Source organism: Cytobacillus depressus (assembly GCF_008923245.1).
Classification (GTDB): domain Bacteria; phylum Bacillota; class Bacilli; order Bacillales; family Cytobacillaceae; genus Cytobacillus; species Cytobacillus depressus.
This window is the reverse complement of record NZ_WBOS01000025.1, coordinates 1-16,174: the sequence shown is the minus strand read 5'-3', so window position 1 is coordinate 16,174 and position 16,174 is coordinate 1. Positions and strand designations below refer to the sequence as shown.

Below are 16,174 nucleotides of genomic sequence, written 5' to 3'. Positions count from 1 at the left end.
ATTAGCGCTTCACCACAGAGAATGAAAATGGTTTCCCCTGTCTATACTGTTTCTACGGCTGACGAAGAAGGTCGATACACTATGGTGCCATAGAGCCCATCCGTTAGTCTGACTCCAACAATCACGGTGTACCACCGACTGTCGCACCCTATATGGGTAGCACTCATGGGAGATTAATCCTTATTCTGGTCGTTGCGTCAGCCAATTCTATACTTTTTATTGAAAGAAGGTTCTTGATTATCTGTCAGCTCCATAATGAACACTCAGAAGGCTCAGCCTTTTTTTAAAAAGCGTTTTTACTGGGGCAATTTTGTTATGCTTTTTTCTGGGTTTTGAGCTTTTTTATTTTTCATGGGAGTTTAAGTACATTTCTACACAATCATTATCTTCTTGATATTGGAAAGAAAGCGACTCTCCTCCTAAATAATAGCAATGAAATTATTTCTTCTTTTTTATTTTCCCTTCAGTTTTACTTTTGTTTTCGTCAACTCTAAATTTCACGATTTTACTAATTAATACATAAGGGATGGGTTTTCCTATAGGAAATTGCACTGCGCCTTTCGATGTCTTATATCCCGATAATTCCTGTTTAAATGTATTAATTCCGCTTGGAGTTGGATAAAACCCTATATGGTTTTTGAATGCAGCAAAATGTACCAGATTTCCATTTAAAACAAAAGTAGGCATTCCATAACTTATTTTTTCCTCAGCATTTGGCGCTGATTCCTTTATAACCTTTCTTAATGTTTTTAGTATTTCTTGAATCTCTTGAGGATATTGTAAAATATATTCATCAATTGATTTCGGAATAATGGTTTGTTGTTCCATAGTATTTCTCCTTTTCATAAATAAAGTTTTTATAGTATTTCAAAACATTTTATCATAAGGCTCTGATAACGTTTAATGTTGATATATAAAGAGAAAAAAAGAACATCCAATTATCTGGAAGTTCTTTTTTCGTAGTATGATCTTATTCAACTTTAGCACCCGTTAGATTAAGTACATTAGTTCACAAAAACTCTTTATAAGTAACAAAGAAAGGTGTCAACAAAGAACCAATTATAAAAATAAAAAGAGCAATGCTAAGTATCACAAAACTGTTGCTATAAGGGGGCAGCAAAAGACCAAAAATGGGCATTGGGGGAATAGAAAAAATAGTAAAAGAAACACCCGAACGATATCCATTTTATTCCTCCCTTTACCAATTTGTTTAATGAAGTTAAAAACAACATTACCAAAGCATGTCTCGTAAGGGTAACTATTTAGATAATGCAGTAATTGAAAATTTTTTTGGTCTATTATAATCTGAACTATAATATATGCAAGAATTTGAGAGTATGGTTCACTTCAAGCGTGAGCTTGAACTGTATATCGAATACTACAACCACAAACGTATTAAAGGGAAATTAAAAGGATTGAGTCCGGTACAATACCGAATTCAATCCTCCATAGCTGCTTAACTTAATATAATGTCTAACTATTTGGGGTCACTTCAATTACTGGAAAGCGCCGTTAGCTGAATAAAATCTTACTCAATAGTGTCTAACAACTCTACATCAACTTTTTGGGTATCCTTCCAATCATAAAACCTTTCTATATGCCATTTATTTTTTAGCCTTATAAAGTTGTTTTCTTCAATCCACTTATGTAAGTCATTATAAGCTTCCATTATTTTATAATTAGAACCTTTATGTCTCATAGCCGCATATTTTTGAGGTGGTATAGTTAGAGTTACCATATCAGTTGGTATATCCTCGTACTCTTTTACTTCAACACAAACCCAGTAACCATCATCATCAGCAGTTTCCTTTTCCACAACAAACGCACCAAATTGCTCAATTGGATTAACAACCTGTTTAATTTTGCTTATTCGCTCGCATAATCTTAATGACGCTTTAGGTATTTCAACTAAATATTGGTCGCCAGAACATAAAACTCGAAAACCTACTAACCTTAATTCATCAAGCTCTTTAATAGTCTTATTTTGTATTATTGTTTCTGACATTTTATTTCCCCCTCTATTTACGATAAATTACAGTTTCTAGAAACCACCCATATATACCTTCTTCTTTAACCAACCTGACCCTTTTGTTTAAGTACATTTCTTCACAATCCCACATAAATATCCGAATTTGTTAGAGGGTTTTTATTCCGTTAAATGGCCCTTTAATTGAATAACTAAAATATGATCTCAATATTAAAGTCAATTAATTCTTCTTTCACAAAAGCTACACGTGAGTTTAAGTACAATTCTTCACAATCAACAGAACAAATCGTTGTTTACGACATTTTATCCATATATAGGAATATAAGAAAAAAGCCCCATTCAGATGCGAATAGGCCTTATAATTGGTGAGCAATTTTGTGTTTTGTACTCTAGAATTGATTGCTTATTTTTCAAGGATGTCTTTTATTTTCTTCAAATCTTTTATGTTTGCTTTCCTCATCATAGAAGCCATGACCGGATAGAATAGCTTATTAAATCCCGTAGGGTTTCCTTTATTTGTTAGTTTCATACATGTTTGATGCTCATTAATAGCTTGCCAAGTATAAATCGTTTCCATTGGAAATGGTCCGTTTGCAGTTTGCATAACTAATTTCTTTCCCGGTTCGTATTCAACAATTTCATACACATAAGCAAGTTCACTTCCAAGAAATTTTGCTTTAAAAGCAATTTGTGAGCCTATAGTGAGTGGTTTTGGTGTTTTCCATTCTGCAGAATGAATATTTACATACCACTCGGGTGCATGATCTGGGTTCGCTGCATATTCTGAGACTTGCAAAATGGGTCTATTAATAATTATTTCCGTGAATACATCTACCATATCCATTGCCCTCTTATTTCTTTTCTACATAATTTTTTAGTAATGTTCCAAGAAGGTATTCCCAGCCATTTGAGTGCTCTTGTTCCCATTGTTCTTGAATAACACCCGATGCAGTATGAGATAGCTGAAGTAACGTTCCACCATCCTTTTCAAGAAGTCGATACGTATAGGCACTGTCTACTGCCCCTTGCATACCAAGATGACCGAAGAGGCGAATTTCTTCTGGAGCGTTAACGTAGTAAACATTTCCCCAGATGGCCCCCTCTTTTTCACCCCACTTTTCAATAAATTGTCCCCCTGGAACTGGATCAAATGTAAAGTGAGAGGTTACGCCTTTAGGAGCGATGCGAAACTCCCACCAATACTCCACATTTTCCGTTAATGCTTTGAAAACCTCTTCACGTGGTGCTTCCATATATATCTCTTGTTCTATACGAAATTCACTCATTTTTATATTTCCTCCTTTTTGATCCACTACTGAACGTAAGTTTAATAGGGATCCTGCTGTGGATTGCATATATTTCCCTACCCAGCGGTTATACATTTCTTGGAGAGGCACTGCGTTAAGAAAGTTCCGTTTATACTTTCCTTCACGTCTAATCACCACCAGATTTCCTTCCTCTAATATCTTTAAGTGTTTCATAACTGCATACCTAGTTACCTCCGGGAAATATTCATCTAGTTCTCCTGTTGTTCTAGGTGACTGCTTAAGGATATCAAGAATCTGTCTCCGGATAGGGTGACCTAATGCTTTAAATACTGTTGAAAGATTTTCATCCATTAATAAAACCCTTTCTTCAAATTTTTGAAAACATGTTAACAAAAAGTCACACGCCCGTCATGTGACCTTATAGTAACACGTGAACGAAGGGTGGTCAAGTTATCGTTCTACTATTATATTTTCAAAATAGCACCTTACACATTCAAATTCAAAAAGGTGTTATCTCATTTAAGAGACAACACCAGATTTTAGTTTGTTATTTTATTCAATTATATGAGAAATCCGTGAATTGCCCCTATGGATTGTACGAGTATGGCCATAAAAAATGAACTAATAAATGCTAATATAACAGAGTAAATATACTTTTCTAAGCTTTTTACTTATATACAACTCTCCCATTAAAAAAAGACGCGTTCCTAAATAAACGTGCCCGATTGTTGAAGAACGTTATTGAACTAAAGCACCCCGTTAGTGGAATATAAATACTTAATTGGTTAACAACAAATAATAAAATCTGGCATCCTGAATTGCAGTATTTAGGTTAATAGAATTTATTATTGTATAGTACAATGCAATCCCTGCAAGTATAGCAATAATTGCACCATTACCTTTAGGAATTTGTTTGTTCTTCTTGTAGAAAATTAGCGTTGTTATAACAACAATTAAAAAATATGATGCAGATATTATTATTTTAAATATTCCCATGTTAATATCCTCAACTGCAATTCTGAAACGCTCCAACTCTTCGCTATTATCCTGATTCTCTACGACAGTAGATATGTTGTCTTGATGTCCAATTTTCCAAGTAAATGTGTTTTGTTCTTTTATTACAGTATATTGATAGCCTCCTGCTTTTTCTTCACCAATGACAAAAGGTGAATTGGCAAATACAATTGGAACAACTACCATGAAAAGTATAACGAACATAGAAAATATTACTAAAAACTTTTCTTTCAAGTACATCCCCCTATGCCTTATTAAAAACAATGATACTACAAGATTTTGGTAAATGGGTTTAATTCCTTCTTAAAGAAACCTGCCACGTTAGTTTGAGTACAATCTTTCACAAACAACCACCTTCATTCCCATAAGTATTCAACTTTTTTTGATACTCGTCCTCCATTATAAGGCCCCTAACATAAAGAAAGAGCGTAATTCTTGCTGCATAATTGCACGCCCTTTTGTTGAAGATCATAAATACAAGTCTTATTAAACTAACGCACCCGTTAGTTCAAAAAGATGTTTACCTTATTTATCCTATAATTAGTATTATTGTACAAGCCAATTTAAAATTTTTTCATATTATTATAGAGACAAGCTTAGGAAGGGGGTGAGATTAATTGGGTATAAGAGTACCCTGCTGTGGAATTGCTGTCGGTGTAAATGAACCTAATGTTGTTATTACTACTGGTGTTGAACTTATTTCAACAGTAACCATTACAGTGATTAACCCTACTGATGTTGTTAGATTAATGGCGTCAATTGAATCATTTAATCCAAATTCAGCAGTGAATTCTACACTCGAAGGGAATCTATTAGAATATGTTATTAGGCGGGATAGTGATGTCATAAGATCTGTATCTGACACAGATTTTGATGGTGTCACTACTACATTTACTGCACTCGATATACCAGGCGCAGGAACCTTCACCTATACTTTAGAGGGAGATATTACTCGTTCCGCTGCTGATCCTCTTGTTCGAGAAGAGGATATACTAAGTGTTGTCTTCACTGCTGAAGAACTAAGTCCTACTACGTAAAATTTGTTTAAAAAAGGCCGCATTATTTTATTAACCCGTTGATAACGGGTTTTTTTTATTAAACTATCCTGCCATTTAGTTTAAGTACATATCTTCACAATCTTCACTATACAATTTATCATGTTATTCAACAATCTGGCCCGATTGCAGAACAAAGGATTAACCATTACGCTTAGTTAAACTATAATCCCTTACTATCTCAATAGAGTAAAGCTTATTGAAACATAATCATATTACTTTTAGGCTCTGTTAAATAACTCTGTTGATATTTGAATAAAACGAGCAATCGTTCTATTTTATTGTACAAAGTATGAATGTGAGTGATATGAATGGCTTTGAGAGACATTATTTTTAGTGATTAAAAAACTTTATTCTTTACTAAAACAACATATGAACAACTTAGAACGTTCAGTTATGGTAAATAAATGTGAGGAGAAATCTATGCGGGAGAAAAAAGTTCGAGGAATTAAACGGAAATCTAATAATATGATTAAACGAATTGAAGAAAAAACATTGGAGTTTCCAACAGAATTTTACAATGGTTATTGGGGTCTGCACCTACCAGTTGCTCAAGACGTTATAAGTTCCGACAAAACACCAAAAAAATCAAACGACTCTGCATTCAAACACTATTTGATAGAGCTGAACATCTAATTGGATTGAAGCCAAATGACGAGAAAAAAAAATCGATGGTTTAAACTGCAATAATTGGAGAAACTCCGTGAAATCTTTAACGGCATGAGATTGAGTTTCGCAGTCCAAACGTATTTTATGATAGAGCGCTCTCTTGGGTCTAGGAAAGCGAAACGGCTTGTCTCTACTATTAAAATAGGATAATATTGTATTGGTTAAAAAATGAATATTTGGAAGAGTAGATGGTGTCGATGTTCGACTTAATAGGGAATCTGGTGGAAATCCAGAGCTGTCCCCGCAACTGTAAGTGTCGATGAAATGAACATGCCACTGGATCAACTACGTGAATAGCGACTGATCTGGGAAGGGTTCAAAGTAAGATGATGCACAAGTCAGTAGACCTGCCTTTACTCTATTGTTTTACGTCTTCGGGGGGTGAGAAGTTAAACGGCATAGTACAGAATTAATCTTTTTCTGTATTTTTACAATCTTTGTGCCGTTTTAGCTCATCTACTATTGATGAGCTTTTTTTGTTGGGATGTAATTAGTATAAAAGGGAGAAAGAGAAAGCATGACGAAGAACAACAAGTTTTATTCATTACTATTTTCCTTATTTCTGGCAATAGGTTTACTGACGGCGTGTGGAAGTACAGATCATACAAAACAAAAGGTAGGTACTTCTCTAGAGAAAGGTCTATCTACCAATGATTCAGAAGCTGTTAATCCAGTAAAGGACAATTTACGAGAAGAAAACTCTTATCCTTTCACCTTTAAAGATGCTACAGACGTAGAAATAACGATTAAGAAGAAGCCGGAACGAATTGTATCGTTGCTACCTAGCAATACAGAGATTACTTTTGCACTAGGTTTAGGCGATGAAGTTGTCGGTGTGAATGATTACGATACCTATCCAAAAGAGGTAGAAGGAAAAGAGAAGGTTGGTGGGCAAGAGTTTAATGTGGAGAAGGTTCTCTCCTTAAAACCTGATCTTGTCCTTGCTGACAGTACGATGATAGGAGTGGCGGGCGGCAGGTTTAACCAGCTGCGTGATGCAGGTATTACAGTTGTTTTGATTCCCGCTTCTGATTCATTTGCTGAAGTTTATGATACGATTAGGTTGATTGCCCAAGTAACTGGAACGAAGGAAAAAGGGGAAGCGATCATCGATCAGATGAAGACTAAGGTTCATGAGATTGTAGCGAAAGTTAGTCAAGTCAAGGAAGAGCAGCAACCTTTAGTCTGGGTAGAAATCGACCCCACACTTTGGACCGCAGGAAAAGGTACATTTATGAATGAAATGATCGAATTGCTCCATGCCAGAAATGCGGCAGGTATCCAAGATGGATGGTTGCAATTAACGGAAGAAAAAGTCATCCCGCTTAATCCCGAAGTGATCATCACCACCTATGGATATTATATCGACAATCCCGCGGAACAAGTATACAGCCGTACTGCTTGGAAGGATGTAACTGCGGTAAAGAAAAAGCAGGTTTATGATGTGAATTCCGAAATTGTCAATCGTCCAGGGCCACGTTTGGCGGAAGGACTGGAGGAATTTGCAAAAGCGATTTATCCCGAAATCTTCCCAAAATAACTAATGCTTTCATTGCTAAGACTTTGTTGGTTAAGAAATCAATTGTTGAGGAAACCATCGATTGGTGTTAAAAAATTGGAAATAAAATATGAATAGACTTTAACTTGAGGAGGCTATCAATAATGAAGGTATGCTCGTTTTTACCCGCCGCTACCAATATGATCTATGAAATGGGACTAGAAAGATATCTAAATGGAGTCACGTTTGAATGCCCGTCGGATAAGCCCAAAATTGTTCGTACTCATCTCGAGGGACGTAATCTTTCAAGTGCAGAAATTGAAACTTTTGTAACAGAATCATCAAATATGGGGAAAAGTTTATATTATGTGGATACGGAGTTATTATCGGAGATAGAACCTGATCTTGTGTTTACCCAAGATGTATGTGATGTATGTCAAATTAGCACCTCTGTTGTTCAAAGAGCCATTGGCTCCCTTAAAAAGCAGCCAAAAGTGGTACCATTAATACCGCGAAGGCTGCGTGATGTATATCAGAATGCACTAACTATTGCAATGGAGCTAGGAGAAGAAAAGGTTGGCCTTGATTATTTAGCTTCCTTAGAAAAAAGAGTACGTGCTATTACTGATAAACTTCGTGAACATCAAGTAGAACCAAAAAGAGTGATGATTATGGAATGGTTAGATCCCATTTATAATTGTGGGCATTGGATTCCTGACCAAATCTCTTTGGCAGGTGGAGTGGATATGTTGTCCAATCCAGCAGGTTACTCTGTAGTGACACCTTGGGAAAAAGTACAACAATATGATCCAGAAGTATTGGTCATTGCGCCTTGTGGTTTTCAGGTTGGACGATCGATACAGGAAATCGATCAGCTAACAAGTAAACCGGGGTGGAGCGAATTGACTGCAGTAAAAAACAAGGCAGTTTATCTTGCAGATGCAGATTACTTTACAAGGCCAAGTACGACATTGGTAGACGGGATTGAGTTACTAGCCGCCCTCTTCCATCCACAACTGTTTGAAATTCCAGAAACATGCGTTAATAAGGTTGTCCCCATTTCAGATACAGAATTATCATGGGTGTAAGTGATATTTACCCAAAAAGGACCGAGCGGTTTTTTTATTATGACATAATTCTAAAGATGTAACTAGGTGGGGTTAGTTTGACGCCTCCAAGATTAAAAAGTTGCGATACTTTGACTCATTTATTTAAAGAATTCTAAGTGAGTTTTGATCAAACTTTTTTATAAAACGGAAGGTTCATTCCAAAAGAAAAGAAGGATGTGGCCCCATCAAAAGCCACAGCTCTGTTAGATGCTAGTATCAATTCATTTAACAATTGGTTATTTTTCGGCAATCGCGCCCGATCGTATTCTATGGTCAGCCAGAAAATATTTCTGGTTGACCATTTTTTATATCGATATATGATAACGGTAGCCGGGGTAGAACGTTCGTGCCCGTGGGGCTAAGACCCCGTCCGCAAAATAGTTCGCCCCCTATTTTTTAGTAACAACAATAACATCTTTTATTTTGGAGTCTAAATTTTTTCAACTTATCAAATCAGTACACTCTGAAAAATCATACTTTAAATTTGAAAAATGCCAACCTAATTTATAATTATCTGGGGTTTGACTGCTGCTACTATTGCCCAGTTTCCAACCAAATAAATTTTTCTTTAACCTTACATTTCCAAAAGACTCTATGTTAGCAGAAGCATTTTCATAGAATACAATGGCTTGGGTATTATCTAAAACCTTTATAGGTACAATTTTAGTTAATGGTTGGTTTAAAGAACGAACAGTTTTTTCGATTTCTTTAACATCATCTTTTAAAGCAATATTTACAAAATAGGAAAAATAAAACTCATATGGGAAATTACTCTTAATTTCCCCCCAAAAAAACACAACCTTTTAACCTTTATTACATTCATAACTACTTTAACTAAAATACTAAAATATTCTATAAAAATGCCATAAATTCCCTCAATTTCCAATTTTTTATACAACAAAATGGAATCTTGAAGAAGAAAGAGGCGATCCTTCTTATTTAAGAATCGCTCCCTTTACATAAAGAAAGAGCACAATTCTTACTGAATTGCACCCGATTGCGGAACAACAAGAAAAGCATATTTCTTTTCTGTTTACTTTAATGATTTACTTTTTACTCTGTAATTATGTGGTACTTCTTTAAGATATCCAATGTAATGTTTTTAGCTTTTGTACCCGTACTATCAATGTTTGTTACAAAAACATAAGAACGATTGTTCACTTTTATAAATCCAACAAACCATCCTAAACCTAAATCAGACAATCTCGTCCCCGTTTTTCCGTAAAGTGTGTACTGATCACCTTCCACCTGGATCATCATTCGTTTAACAGTTTTCATTACAGGATTATCAAACGGAAGCTCTTCTTTATACAACTTCTCCATAAAATCAACTTGTTCAAGCGGACTGATTTTCAAAGAGCTGCTTAACCAGAATTGGTCGATTCCTCTACTAATATCCGCGTTTCCATACGAGATTTTTTGTACCCAATCATTCATGCGTTGGTCTCCAATATCCCTAGCCATTGCCTGGTAATACCAAATAGCTGATTCACGCATAGCCGACCCAAGGGTATGGTCACGGTTCCATGTATCAAATTCATGTTTGACGCCGTCCCATCTTTTTACATCATACTCATCTCGAACAGCTTTGACTTGTAACCCAATTAATGCATTAGGAATCTTAAATGTAGATTCCGGGGTTTGTCTTATGTTAGCTCTTTCCTGATTGTAGACAAAGGTTTTTCCAGTTTTAACATCGCGTAATATAAACGTTCCATTATGATCAGAGAAAAATTCAGCGACATCAAATTTTTTAACGTTAAGTTTTTCTTTAGAAGTAACTTCTTTACTTGGTGTTTGAGCTTGAGCTGTAAGACTTAATATCCCTGTAAACAATAAAAAAATGGAAAAGAAAATCAATTTTCTCATTTCAGACACCTCATTGAATTATTTAACAGGTATATTCTAATGCATAATTTCAGAAAATTCAATAATAAAAGAATGATAACTCAATGATAAGATCAAAAAATTCATATAACTTATGTTTTGGCATGTATTTACTTAGTATAAGTTTATTGCATAATGTGATTTATACCTCGTTGATAAATCAACGATTACGTCTTTCAAATGCGGCCTAATACTGCATAAAAAAATGGGGTTTTATACAACCTCTTTCTTATTAAATGGCCCTTTTCATGAAGAAGGACGCTTTCCTTATTTCAGAAAAGCGCCCGATTGCTGAGTATCAAGATAAATATTATGATTACTACTTTTAACTTGATAAACTAACGCATACTGTAGCTTAAAAAACTTCCTTTATCAATGAGCTAGAAAGCAATCATACACACCCAGATATATAAACAATTTCTTTAATTACAGAATCAACTTCCTTGTTAACTTTAATAACAAACAAATAATCTACATCACTTTCTACTGGGTCTGCTACATCTTCATTTAGAGGTTCAGCCTGTTGTCGAACAAGAACTTCCTCAAAATTAGAGTATGCACCCCTAAATATATTAGTACTACGTTGGGTTTGAGAAACTCTAGCTTTAAGTACCTCATCTGGAATATCAAAATGAACAAGAATGCGAACAAAACTGATTTTTATTAAACAACCCTTCGATGCAATTAATCCTTTTACTTGCCCTTCGCGGTAACTTACGATTACTCACGATCTTATATATTTAGCCACTCGCAATAACAAGACATTAAGAATGATTGTTTTCATCAACAGTTGCTTATCCAATTTTCCTGTAAATTAGTCTTTAACCTTTATTAAATTGACTTTTGCGGTCTGTAACAGACTCATCAGTATTAAGCCTGTTATGGATAATCTCCTACCTTTTAGAAAAAGAAAGCCTTCTGAAGGCCTTTCTTTATTTTAAACACTTCCACCTTCATATTCCTTCACCATATGTTGCACTTCTGATTCAATCGCAAGAACATGCTTATCTTTAAGCTTTTGCATAGGTTGAGGTTGGAACCATTGGACTTCCCCATCGTGTACAAAGCCTTTGAATTCCTCTCCAAAGACTTGCAATGTAAATTGATAGCGTTCATGCATTTGATTCTCAAATACCTTTTCAATTTCAAAGTCCTCAATTTCACTGGAAATTCCTTGTTCTCTCATCAATTTATGGATGGACTTTTCAACGCCTTCTAATTTAATTTCGCCAAGAATTTGTTTCGGCTGTGGATGGAGCCAATGAATTTTTTCATCATGAAAATGCCCCTTATACTCATTCCCGTAAATACTAACGGTAAACGCATGTCGCTCGTACGGTCTATCTTCAAAAACCGTTTCCACTTCAAAATCCTTAAGTTTAGGTTGTTTATCCTGATCTTTACTCATTTTTTATCCCCCTCATGAAACCTGCTTATTTAATTTTTCCCAATTGATAAATAAAAATTCCTTGGGTACGACGGTATGAGGCTGCAAGGTATAAAGCGGGCTGTTTTGCAACAAGGTGGAGTTACCCGCAATGATAAATCTAATTCCACTGTAAGGGTCTTTAGCAACATCCAGTGTTTACCATCGAATGTTTTTGAGGCGTAGCATATAGTTTACAGCCACCAAATGCCTACATTAAATGGCCCTGTTCATGAAGAAAGACGCTTTCCTTATTTCAGAAAAGCGCCCGATTGTTGAATATTTGATAAATAATGTCCCTTAAAACCCACTAAATTACGCCACTACACATTAAATAGGAAATTACCTCTAAACCTTTTCATTCATCCAAAGTAATGTTTCCTTAATTCCATTTTTATACGGTGTCTGTGGTATCGGTCCTATTTTCTCTTCGTACTTTTTACCACTTAAGATTACAGGATCCTCTGTCAAGTACATCATCTCTACCATCTCCCTCATGAACGGCTGAAATAATCCGATAAATCGAATCATTGCTTTTGACACGGTTCTAATCGACTTTTTATATCCTACTTCTTTACGCAATATCTCAATTATTTCTTCCCCTGTTATTGGATGAGAAGATGGAATATTCCAATTTTGGTTGTACGTATCTTCTCGTGAAGCTAGTTCCACCATTGCCTTTGCACCGTCCAACGTAAAAATAAACTCTCGAGCCACCTTAGTGTCACCAACAAAATTCGCGGATTTATTTAGAACAACGTTTTTTAGTGTTTCATGAAGGAGTGTATTTTCCGCGTTTGGACCATATAAATCGGGCATATGCACAATCAAACAAGGAACATTACTTCTTTTTAACCTATTTTCAATTGTGAGCCGGATCTTTCCTTTTTTTGTATGTGGCTCCTTCTTTGTATCTTCAATTACTTCTATTTTGGATTGCCTACCATAAGCATAAATATTATCTACAAGTGCAATTTTTGTTTGCTGCTTTTCGGCAGCCCGAATTATTGTCTCTATGCATAAAGGATGTTTATCCTTCCATTCCTCATAAGGAAAGCTAACTGCATGAAAGATTACATCTACACCATCGGCTGCCTCGATCACATCCTTTTCCACTAATGCATCGCCTGAAAATATGAATACCTTTGATTCATTCTGATAGAGAGCATGTAACTTTTCCTTACCTCTTGAAAAAGCAACCACTTCTACACCTCGTTCAACCAACTCACGAACCAATGCATAACCTATTCCACCTGTTGCACCTAGTACTAATGCTTTCTTCATCGCTAACACCATCCCTTTATTATTGACCACTGGTCAAATTTAGTTAAAAAATATATGCAAGCTCTAAACCTGCAAATGATTTAGAGCTGCGCTATCCATTTAATCCTTTTATTATAAAATTTACGTGTGATTTGGCTGCTAACTTCGCTTCTTCAAAATTATTAACATATCCACGATAATGAGAAACAAAGCCATGTAGCGCTAAAAATGCGGACCACACATCTACTATCTTCAGCTTTTTCTTTGACAAAGATTGGACCTTTTGGGCAAACATTTGATAACTTTGGTTTGCTGCGAATTGGGATAGACCATCTACTTCTGTATTTCTTACCATAAACATGATTTCATACTGGCTTTGATGGTTTAATCCAAATTCAATAAAGCGAATAAGTATATTAAAAAGCTTTGTCGAATCATCTTCAGATCCTTGAATGGTTTCTTCTAACCGATTGTTCAGTCTAGAAAAATCATCTTCTACAATCGCATAAAACAGTTCTGCTTTATTTTTAAAATGGTAATAGATTGCTCCATGACTACAGCCCAGTAGCTTTGCAATACTGCGCATGGAAATTTGTTGAAAACCTTTTTCAACAAATTGGGTTCGTGCTTTCTCTAAAATTATTTCTCTTGTCAGCTCTTGAGAAGTTGTTTTACGGGGGGACATTTTCTAACTCCTTTAATTGACCATTGGTTAATAAAGAGTATAGCAAAGTCAACTTAATAATTAAAGTAAAAAACTATATTTTTTTTACTAAACCGAATTTAGCCCTGAATCTTTCTATTCAACAATCTGGCCCTTTTCATGAAGAAAGACGGTTTCCTTATTTCAGAAAAGCGCCCTATTGCTGAAGATCATAACTACAAAATTGTTCTAAGAAATAGATTAGTCCTTATTGAACTAATGCCCCCGTTAGTTGAGGATGCTAAACTCAATGATTTTCTTTTTTCCAACGTTTATATTCTACAAACTCTAAAAAGCCATAAGCCGTTATCATTGATAAAATAGGAACAACATAATACTTCGGAGGTCCAAATATAAAGATAACAACAATGAAACCTGCAATAAAAAGTGCAGTATTTAAAAGATATGATTTCTTTCGATATTTTAAATAAAGTTTTACCTTATCCATTACATTTCCTTTCACGCCAAACATATTCACTAATATTTTTGTTATCTTTCTTGAACTATTCTGCGCCGTTAGCACAACAAGAAAAAAGATGCTGCCGCTGCAACACCTTGTTTAACTCTTGCACCCATTAGTGTAAGTGAGTAAATGCATAAACACTAAAACAAAAACAAATAAAGGTAAATATTAATAACATTGTTTTGGTAACCTGATATGGCAACAGTCTCAATAAGATGACAACGAATAAAGCGATGATGGGACCGATGATTGAATCAACTCCAGAACCATCTAAACCATCGTTTTCGTGTTTTTTTTATTATAGGCGAATCCACCAAATAACGCTACAAAACCAATCAAAACAGACATTGCACCCAATAAAACCATTATCTCACCCTATTAATAGCGATACCTTAATTAAATAAATTAATTATACTTAACATAATGTTTTTTGTAACTTGGGGAATTTCACCATTTTTCAACTAAACTTCCCCATTAGTCGAATAAAAAAAAGCTGATGTAGCAGACTTTCTTAACTGAACTAAAGCCCCCGTTAGCTTAAGTACAATTCTTCACAATCTTATTATTCATAATTTGGTGATTTACACTACAAATTTATTCACCTTGGGGGCGTGCATTTAGTGCTTCATATATTAGGATTTGTTGTTATGTTCAACAATTATGACAACATTTCCCCTCTTGTGTCCTTTCTCCACATATCTATGAGCTTCCACAATCTCATCAAACGAATAATATCTGTCAATGACCACTTTTAACTTCCCCATCTCTACAAGTTCTTTAAGGAAGTTTAATGCTTCTGAAGTTTCAGGTGGATTTCGACTCAATAATAGTTTCTTGTTACTCGTCAATTTAGTCCATAGCATTTGAACACTTGGTAGCGGTTCAGTAATATTTATAAAGGGGCCGTTGTTCTTTAACAATTTCATACAAGCTGAAAAAGAACTCTTGTTTACCGCTTCAAAGATGATATCATATGTTTCGTCTGTACTAGAAAACTCCTCTGCTGTATAATCAATTACTTTGTCAGCTCCAAGAGATTTTACTAATTCCAAATTCGTGGTACTGCATACCCCTGTAACGTTTGCTCCGAAATATTTGGCAATCTGAACTGCATAACTTCCTACACTTCCTGAAGCACCATACACTAAAACCAATTGACCGCTCTTTATACCCGCTTTCTTAAGAAAATACAATGCTGTACGAGCACCAATAGGAATGGCAGCAGCTTCTCCATAAGTTATATTGGAAGGCTTAATAACGACAGGTCCATCTTCCTCCAAACACTTATATTCGGCATAAGCACCAAATCCAACCAAGGATGCCGCAAAAACTTGGTCTCCTTGCTTAAACTTTTTAACATTTTCTCCAACTGATACCACTTCTCCAGCTAACTCCATTCCTAATATCTCTTTTTTGGGTTGTCTAAAACCTAGTGTTATACGTGCAGGTAGCCAAAAAGCAGGAGGAACTGTAAAACTCCGTGACCTAATATCTGCTACTGTTACGGTTGTGGCTTTTACTTTAACTAAGATTTCATTTTCTTTCGGAATAGGTTTTTCTACTTGTCTTAGTTCAAGAACATCGGGGGGACCGTACCTTGTGTACACAATGGCTTTCATTTATCCACCTCAGATTCGTTTTATTCCTTAATATAAATACGAATATTAGGAATAAATTAGACCAATAGTCCGATAACAGTTCTTAAACTATCCTGCCATTTAGTAGAGTAGAAAACTGATTTCATAGGGATAGCTTACGCTATCTCTTTTACTTTCAGTTTCCCCTCATCAAACCGTACGTGAAGTTTTCCCTCATACGGCTTTCCGATGTTC

At 35.3% G+C, this 16,174-nt stretch carries 15 protein-coding genes, 3 pseudogenes and 1 riboswitch; of the genes and pseudogenes, 5 read left to right on the top strand and 13 right to left on the bottom strand.

Features of this window, described 5'->3' with window-relative positions:
- Positions 1–438 precede the first annotated feature (438 nt).
- Positions 439–828 (bottom strand): iron chaperone, encoded by a 390-nt coding sequence (locus F7731_RS24460; protein ID WP_151537409.1) that lies wholly within the window; start codon positions 826–828, stop codon positions 439–441.
- 407 nt (positions 829–1,235) lie between these two features.
- Here F7731_RS24460 and F7731_RS24455 point away from each other — a divergent pair.
- Positions 1,236–1,460, top strand: a pseudogene (locus F7731_RS24455) (IS3 family transposase); the annotation flags it as partial.
- 68 nt (positions 1,461–1,528) lie between these two features.
- Here F7731_RS24455 and F7731_RS24450 read toward each other — a convergent pair.
- The 4 genes from F7731_RS24450 to F7731_RS24435 all read right to left on the bottom strand — a co-directional run bounded on the left by F7731_RS24450 (position 1,529) and on the right by F7731_RS24435 (position 4,503).
- Positions 1,529–2,005, bottom strand: coding sequence for a GyrI-like domain-containing protein (locus F7731_RS24450; protein WP_151537408.1), 477 nt, complete (start codon positions 2,003–2,005; stop codon positions 1,529–1,531).
- 385 nt (positions 2,006–2,390) lie between these two features.
- On the bottom strand, positions 2,391–2,825 hold the full coding sequence (locus F7731_RS24445; RefSeq protein ID WP_151537407.1) for an SRPBCC family protein: 435 nt from the start codon (positions 2,823–2,825) through the stop codon (positions 2,391–2,393).
- A 13-nt stretch (positions 2,826–2,838) separates the two neighbouring features.
- Positions 2,839–3,606, bottom strand: coding sequence for an SRPBCC domain-containing protein (locus tag F7731_RS24440; RefSeq protein ID WP_151537406.1), 768 nt, complete (start codon positions 3,604–3,606; stop codon positions 2,839–2,841).
- A 426-nt stretch (positions 3,607–4,032) separates the two neighbouring features.
- Entirely contained in the window at positions 4,033–4,503 is a 471-nt protein-coding gene (locus F7731_RS24435) for a geobacillin-26 family protein (protein WP_151537405.1), read from the bottom strand.
- A gap of 383 nt (positions 4,504–4,886) precedes the next feature.
- Here F7731_RS24435 and F7731_RS24430 point away from each other — a divergent pair, with 383 nt between their 5' ends.
- The 4 genes and pseudogenes from F7731_RS24430 to F7731_RS24415 all read left to right on the top strand — a co-directional run bounded on the left by F7731_RS24430 (position 4,887) and on the right by F7731_RS24415 (position 8,579).
- Positions 4,887–5,306 carry a hypothetical protein gene (locus F7731_RS24430; RefSeq protein WP_151537404.1) on the top strand — a complete coding sequence of 140 codons (420 nt, stop codon included), beginning with the start codon at positions 4,887–4,889 and terminating at the stop codon, positions 5,304–5,306.
- 441 nt (positions 5,307–5,747) lie between these two features.
- Positions 5,748–5,980, top strand: a pseudogene (locus tag F7731_RS24425) (DUF3916 domain-containing protein); the annotation flags it as partial.
- Positions 5,981–6,164: 184 nt separating this feature from the next.
- Positions 6,165–6,362, top strand: a riboswitch (cobalamin riboswitch).
- Between the two features lie 148 nt (positions 6,363–6,510).
- Positions 6,511–7,533 (top strand): ABC transporter substrate-binding protein, encoded by a 1,023-nt coding sequence (locus F7731_RS24420; RefSeq protein ID WP_151537403.1) that lies wholly within the window; start codon positions 6,511–6,513, stop codon positions 7,531–7,533.
- Between the two features lie 122 nt (positions 7,534–7,655).
- Positions 7,656–8,579, top strand: coding sequence for an ABC transporter substrate-binding protein (locus F7731_RS24415; RefSeq protein ID WP_151537402.1), 924 nt, complete (start codon positions 7,656–7,658; stop codon positions 8,577–8,579).
- 461 nt (positions 8,580–9,040) lie between these two features.
- Here F7731_RS24415 and F7731_RS24410 read toward each other — a convergent pair whose 3' ends face one another.
- The 8 genes and pseudogenes from F7731_RS24410 to F7731_RS24375 all read right to left on the bottom strand — a co-directional run bounded on the left by F7731_RS24410 (position 9,041) and on the right by F7731_RS24375 (position 15,961).
- Entirely contained in the window at positions 9,041–9,397 is a 357-nt protein-coding gene (locus tag F7731_RS24410) for a hypothetical protein (RefSeq protein WP_151537401.1), read from the bottom strand.
- A 256-nt stretch (positions 9,398–9,653) separates the two neighbouring features.
- Positions 9,654–10,469, bottom strand: coding sequence for a class D beta-lactamase (gene blaOXA, locus F7731_RS24405; RefSeq protein ID WP_151537400.1), 816 nt, complete (start codon positions 10,467–10,469; stop codon positions 9,654–9,656).
- Positions 10,470–10,878: 409 nt separating this feature from the next.
- Positions 10,879–11,139, bottom strand: a pseudogene (locus tag F7731_RS26975) (ATP-binding protein); the annotation flags it as partial.
- A gap of 285 nt (positions 11,140–11,424) precedes the next feature.
- Entirely contained in the window at positions 11,425–11,895 is a 471-nt protein-coding gene (locus F7731_RS24395) for a hypothetical protein (RefSeq protein ID WP_151537399.1), read from the bottom strand.
- A gap of 366 nt (positions 11,896–12,261) precedes the next feature.
- Positions 12,262–13,197 carry an SDR family NAD(P)-dependent oxidoreductase gene (locus tag F7731_RS24390; protein ID WP_151537398.1) on the bottom strand — a complete coding sequence of 312 codons (936 nt, stop codon included), beginning with the start codon at positions 13,195–13,197 and terminating at the stop codon, positions 12,262–12,264.
- 91 nt (positions 13,198–13,288) lie between these two features.
- Positions 13,289–13,861: a TetR/AcrR family transcriptional regulator gene (locus F7731_RS24385; RefSeq protein ID WP_151537397.1), complete on the bottom strand. Its 573-nt coding sequence runs from the start codon at positions 13,859–13,861 to the stop codon at positions 13,289–13,291.
- Positions 13,862–14,126: 265 nt separating this feature from the next.
- Positions 14,127–14,327 (bottom strand): hypothetical protein, encoded by a 201-nt coding sequence (locus tag F7731_RS24380; protein WP_151537396.1) that lies wholly within the window; start codon positions 14,325–14,327, stop codon positions 14,127–14,129.
- A gap of 647 nt (positions 14,328–14,974) precedes the next feature.
- Positions 14,975–15,961: an NAD(P)-dependent alcohol dehydrogenase gene (locus tag F7731_RS24375; RefSeq protein ID WP_151537395.1), complete on the bottom strand. Its 987-nt coding sequence runs from the start codon at positions 15,959–15,961 to the stop codon at positions 14,975–14,977.
- Between the last annotated feature and the right edge of the window lie 213 nt (positions 15,962–16,174).